The 4,705-nt window shown below is 66.9% G+C and carries 6 protein-coding genes; 2 read left to right on the top strand and 4 right to left on the bottom strand.

Annotation, left to right across the window (positions count from 1 at the left end; translation table 11 throughout):
* Together WAZ62_RS13160 and pncA are read right to left on the bottom strand one after the other, a co-directional pair.
* Positions 1 to 185, bottom strand: a 185-nt coding sequence (locus tag WAZ62_RS13160; RefSeq protein WP_422643993.1) for a helix-turn-helix domain-containing protein, incomplete at its 3' end; no start/stop codon positions are given.
* On the bottom strand, positions 176 to 820 hold the full coding sequence (gene pncA / locus WAZ62_RS13155) for a bifunctional nicotinamidase/pyrazinamidase (protein WP_422643992.1): 645 nt from the start codon (positions 818 to 820) through the stop codon (positions 176 to 178). The genes pncA and WAZ62_RS13160, both read right to left, overlap by 10 nt.
* 148 nt (positions 821 to 968) lie before the next feature.
* Here pncA and WAZ62_RS13150 point away from each other — a divergent pair, with 148 nt between their 5' ends.
* Positions 969 to 1,388, top strand: coding sequence for a DUF3775 domain-containing protein (locus WAZ62_RS13150; protein WP_422643991.1), 420 nt, complete (start codon positions 969 to 971; stop codon positions 1,386 to 1,388).
* A 6-nt stretch (positions 1,389 to 1,394) separates the two neighbouring features.
* Here the strand turns inward: WAZ62_RS13150 and WAZ62_RS13145 are convergent, their stop codons facing one another.
* On the bottom strand, positions 1,395 to 3,431 hold the full coding sequence (locus tag WAZ62_RS13145) for an NAD(+) synthase (protein ID WP_422643990.1): 2,037 nt from the start codon (positions 3,429 to 3,431) through the stop codon (positions 1,395 to 1,397).
* Between the two features lie 74 nt (positions 3,432 to 3,505).
* Complete coding sequence (locus WAZ62_RS13140; protein ID WP_422643989.1) at positions 3,506 to 3,946, bottom strand: universal stress protein; 441 nt, start codon at positions 3,944 to 3,946, stop codon at positions 3,506 to 3,508.
* Positions 3,947 to 4,108: 162 nt separating this feature from the next.
* Here WAZ62_RS13140 and WAZ62_RS13135 point away from each other — a divergent pair, with 162 nt between their 5' ends.
* Complete coding sequence (locus tag WAZ62_RS13135; protein ID WP_422643988.1) at positions 4,109 to 4,519, top strand: DUF4332 domain-containing protein; 411 nt, start codon at positions 4,109 to 4,111, stop codon at positions 4,517 to 4,519.
* The last annotated feature ends 186 nt before the right edge of the window (positions 4,520 to 4,705 follow it).

Here is a 4,705-nt window from a genome sequence, read left to right as displayed (position 1 = left end):
GCGTCGAGACGGTCGAAGACGGCACGGATGGCGGCGACATCCGCCGGATCGGGCAGCCTCAGCCCGCGCTCCCAGTGGGAGAGCCGGCGTTGCGGCAGGCCGGTCAGCCGGGCCAGCGCGGCCTGGCTGAGACCGCGCGCCTGCCGGCCCTGCCGGATCCAGTCCGGCGCGGGCTTCACCGCCACCCCCGCGTCACATCCCCCGCCTTGACCCGGGCGATGCCCCGGCCGGTGAAAGCCCGATGCGCGTCATCCAGCGAGCCGGCGAGATCGATCGCCCGGCAGGCATCCTCGACCACCACCGCCTCGAAACCCGCGTCATGGGCATCCTCGGCCGAATAGCGGACGCAGAAATCGAGCGCGAGGCCGGCGATGAAGACCCGGGTCAAGCCCCTCTCGCGCAGGTAGCCGGCAAGGCCGGTCGGGGTGCGGCGGTCGTTCTCGAAGAAGGCGGAATAGGAATCGATGCCTGGATGCCAGCCCTTGCGCAGCAGCAACTGGCTGTTCTGAATGTCGATATCCCCATGCAGGGCGGCGCCGGCCGTTCCCTGCACGCAATGGTCGGGCCACAGGGTTTGGGCGCCATAAGGCATGTCGACGGTCTCGAACGGTTGGCGGCCGTCATGGGCGCTGGCGAAGGAGCGATGGCCGGGCGGATGCCAGTCCTGGGTCAGCACGACATGGGCGAAGGCCCGCGCCAAGCGGTTGATCACAGGCACCACCGCATCGCCATCCGGCACCGCGAGGCTGCCGCCCGGGCAGAAATCATTCTGCACGTCGACGACCAGCAGGAGATCGCTGTCGGCGGGGGCGAGCGGCATCGGCACATATCCTCGTCAGGTTCCGGCGGCAAGCCTAGCACGAGGTGGGGCGGCGTTGATCCAGCGCAACGCATGTCCGGGCGCGGCGGTGCATCAATGGCCGGGAGTTCCGGGGCGAAGATCGCCCCGGGCGCCATGGAGAATACTGATGGCCACTGCCGACGACCTGACCATCCCCCTCGAGAAACTCGCCTATTTCGTCCTGAAGGTGCGCGAGTACGATGTGAAGGAAGCGCCGAACGACGCGGAAGACGGCGGCTCCAACGCCAGCGACGACGGCATGGTCTCGGTGCTCGAGGATCATGGCGACGATCCCGTGCGGGCCGAGTTGTTCGCCTTCATCAACGGGCTCAACGATGACGAGAAGGTCGATCTCGTCGCCCTCGTCTGGCTGGGCCGGGGCGATGGCGATTTCGACGACTGGGACGAATTGCGCGCCCACGCCGCCGCCAACAAGCACCGCACCGCCCGCTATCTGCTGGGCATTCCCCTCGTCGGCGATTTCGTCGAGGAAGGGTTGGAGCAACTGGGCGCCTCGCTCTCCGAGATCGAAACCGAGATGCTCTGACCGCGATCAGTCCTTCGGCAGGTTGGCCGCGAGTTCGGCCAGCCAGACCGACGCCTCGCCGTCCGAGGGTGCGCGCCAGTCGCCCCGGGGCGAAAGCGAACCGCCGGAGCTGATCTTCGGCCCGTTCGGCAAGGTCGAGCGCTTGAACTGGCTGGTGAAGAAGCGGCGCAGGAAAACCTCCATCCAGCGGCGGATCTCGGCCAGGGAATAGGCCCGGCGCTCCGCCGCCGGCAGATCCATCGGCCAGACGCCCGCATTGGCATCACCCCAGGCGTGATGGGCGAGATAGGCGATGCGCGACGGCCGGAAGCCATAGCGGGTCAGGTAATAGAGCGTGAAATCCTGCAAGGCGTAGGGGCCGACGATCTGCTGCGTCGACTGGATCTGCTGGCCGGGCGCGGCGGGCACCAGTTCGGGCGAGATTTCGGTCGCGAGGATCGCCTGGAGGATTTCCACCGTCTCCTCGTCCACATCGCCCGAGCGGGCGACGAAGCGGATCAGATGCTGGATCAGCGTCTTCGGCACCGAGGCATTGACGTTGTAGTGGGACATATGGTCCCCGACGCCATAGGTGCACCAGCCGAGCGCCAGCTCCGACAAATCGCCCGTGCCGACGACGAGGCCGCCGTTGTGATTGGCGAGGCGGAACAGATAATCGGTACGCAGGCCCGCCTGGACATTCTCGAAGGTGACGTCATAGACCGCGCGGCCATCGGCGTAAGGATGGCCCATGTCGGCCAGCATCTGGCGGGCGGCGGGGCGGATGTCGATTTCGGCCGCCGTCACCCCGAGCGCCCGCATCAGCGCCCAGGCATTGCTTTTGGTTTCGTCCGAGGTGGCGAAGCCGGGCAGCGTATAGGCGAGGACATCGCCGCGCGGCCGGCCAAGCAGATCCATTGCCTTCACGGCGACGATCAGTGCCTGCGTCGAATCGAGCCCGCCGGAGACACCGATGACCGCCTTGGACAGACCGGTCGCCTGCAGCCGCTTGGCCAGGCCCTGGACCTGGATGTGATAGGCCTCGTAGCAATCCTCGCGCAGGCGCGCCGGATCGGCCGGTACGAAGGGGAAGCGCTCCACCGCCCGGCCCAGGGTCACGGTGCGTTCAGGCGCGTCCTGGGCGAAGGCGACGGTGCGGAATGCCGCCTCGCCCTCTTCCCGCTGGCAGTCGCCGAAAGTGTTCACCCGCATCCGCTCCTGCCGCAGGCGGGCAAGGTCGATGTCGGCGATCGCCATTTCGGCCCTCACGGGGAAACGGTCGGTCTCGGCCAGCAGGCGGCCGTTCTCGAAGATCGCGGCCTGGCCGTCCCAGGCGAGGTCCGTGGTCGATTCGCCCGGCCCCGCCGCCGAATAGGCATAGGCGGCGATCATCCGCGCTGACTGGCTGGCGCAGAGCAGGCGGCGGTCTTCCGCCTTGCCGATGGTGATATTGCTGGCGGACAGATTGAGCAGGATCTCGGCCCCGGCCAGCGCGCCCCTCGTGGAGGGCGGCAGGGGCACCCAGACGTCTTCGCAAATCTCGATATGGAACGTGTAGGCGATGCTGCCGGTGGAGCGGAACAGCAGGTCCATGCCGAAGGGCACCGCGCGGCCGGCGACCGTGATCTCGCGCCCCATGACGCCGAGGCCCGGGGTGAAATGGCGCCGCTCGTAGAATTCGCGGTAGTTGGGCAGGTAAGCCTTGGGCACCACGCCCAGGATCTCGCCCCGGTGGATGACGACGGCGGTATTGTAAAGCCTTCCGGCGGACCGCAGCGGCGCGCCCACGACGAGAACCGGCAGCAGCGCCTTCGATTCGTCGACCAGACGGGCGATCGCCGCCTCCACCGCGTCGAGCATCGCATCCTGGAACAGGAGGTCATCGATCGCATAGGACGACAGGCCCAGTTCCGGGAACAGCAGCACCGCTGTACCGGCAGCATCGCCCGCCCGGGCGAGTTTCAGGGTCTCGTCGACGGCGAATCCCGGGTTCCCCACCGCCGCGCGCGGCACGCAGGAAGCGATGCGGACGAAGTCATGGGCGTAGAGCGAAGCGAAATCCATCGGCGGCACAGATCCTGTTGCGGCCCGCCGCCGCTGCGGCGGGCTTTACCGGGCGGGCCGCGTCGGGGCCACGCTCAGCGATAGACAAGTACAGGAATTTTCGAATGCGTCAGCACTTTCGTGGTCACGCTGCCCAGAAGCAGGGCAGATATGCCGCGCCGACCGTTCGAGGCCATCACGATGAGATCGCAGCCCTTGGACTCGGCCTGATCGATGATCGCCTTGTAGGGCTCGGCATGAACGACGACGGCGGTATCGCATTCCAGGCCGAGGGCCGCCGCCTTGGTCTTGGCGTCGGCGACGGCGGCCTTGGACTGATCGAGCGAGCGCTGCTCGAATTCCGCCCGCAGCGTGTCGACCTGCAGGACCTCGGTGTAATAGATGGTCGGATAGGGCTCGGCGACGGCGACCACCGAAACGCTCGCGCCCATTTCCTTGGCCAGCGCAAAGGCCGAATCGACAGCCGCCAGTGAAAGCGCGGAACCGTCCGTCGGCACGAGAAGATGTTTGTACATGGCACTTTCCTTGGTCTGACCCGTCCTATGTAGGCCCGGACGGGGTGTCTGCCCCTTGATCAGGATCAAACGCACGCGCGCAACCGCCGCGATGTTTAGCGATTGCCTTGGCGGCATCAGCCTGTACCTTTTCAGCATCACGAGCGAGGGGAGTCGCAACGCATGTCGTCCTATCCCATCGAAAAGATCGAAGGTATCGGTCCCGTCTTCGGCGCCAGGCTGAGGGAAGTCGGCATCGACACGACCGGCGAATTGCTGAAGGCGGCCGCCTCGCCGGCGGATCGCGAGGCCCTCGCCGAGAAGACCGGATTTTCCACCAAGCAAATCCTGGAATGGGCCAATCGCGCCGATCTGATGCGCATCAAGGGCGTCGGCGAGGAATATGGCGACCTGCTGGAATTCGCCGGTGTCGACACGGTGAAGGAATTGCAGCACCGCGTGCCGGCCAATCTCCACAAGAAACTGGTCGAGGTGAACGAGGCGAAGAACCTCGTCCGGCGCCTGCCGAGCGAAGCCGATGTCGCCGACTGGATCGAACAGGCGAAATCGCTGCCCCCCATCCTGACCTACTGAGGGTCAAGGCGCGAATCATGACCGATGTAACCAACCGGGGCCGCGGGCGCCGGTTGCTTTCGATTGTCCTGGCCGCCGTCATCGGCCTTGGTCCCGTTGGCGCCAACCTGTCGGCGCCGGCCCTGCGGCTGGCGATCGGGGCCGGCGTCGCCGCCCTGTGGCTCGGCCCCGGGGCGAGCGAGGCCG

It is taken from the genome of Zavarzinia sp. (assembly GCF_049306435.1).
Classification (GTDB): domain Bacteria; phylum Pseudomonadota; class Alphaproteobacteria; order Zavarziniales; family Zavarziniaceae; genus Zavarzinia.
This window is presented reverse-complemented; position numbering and strand designations above follow the sequence as displayed.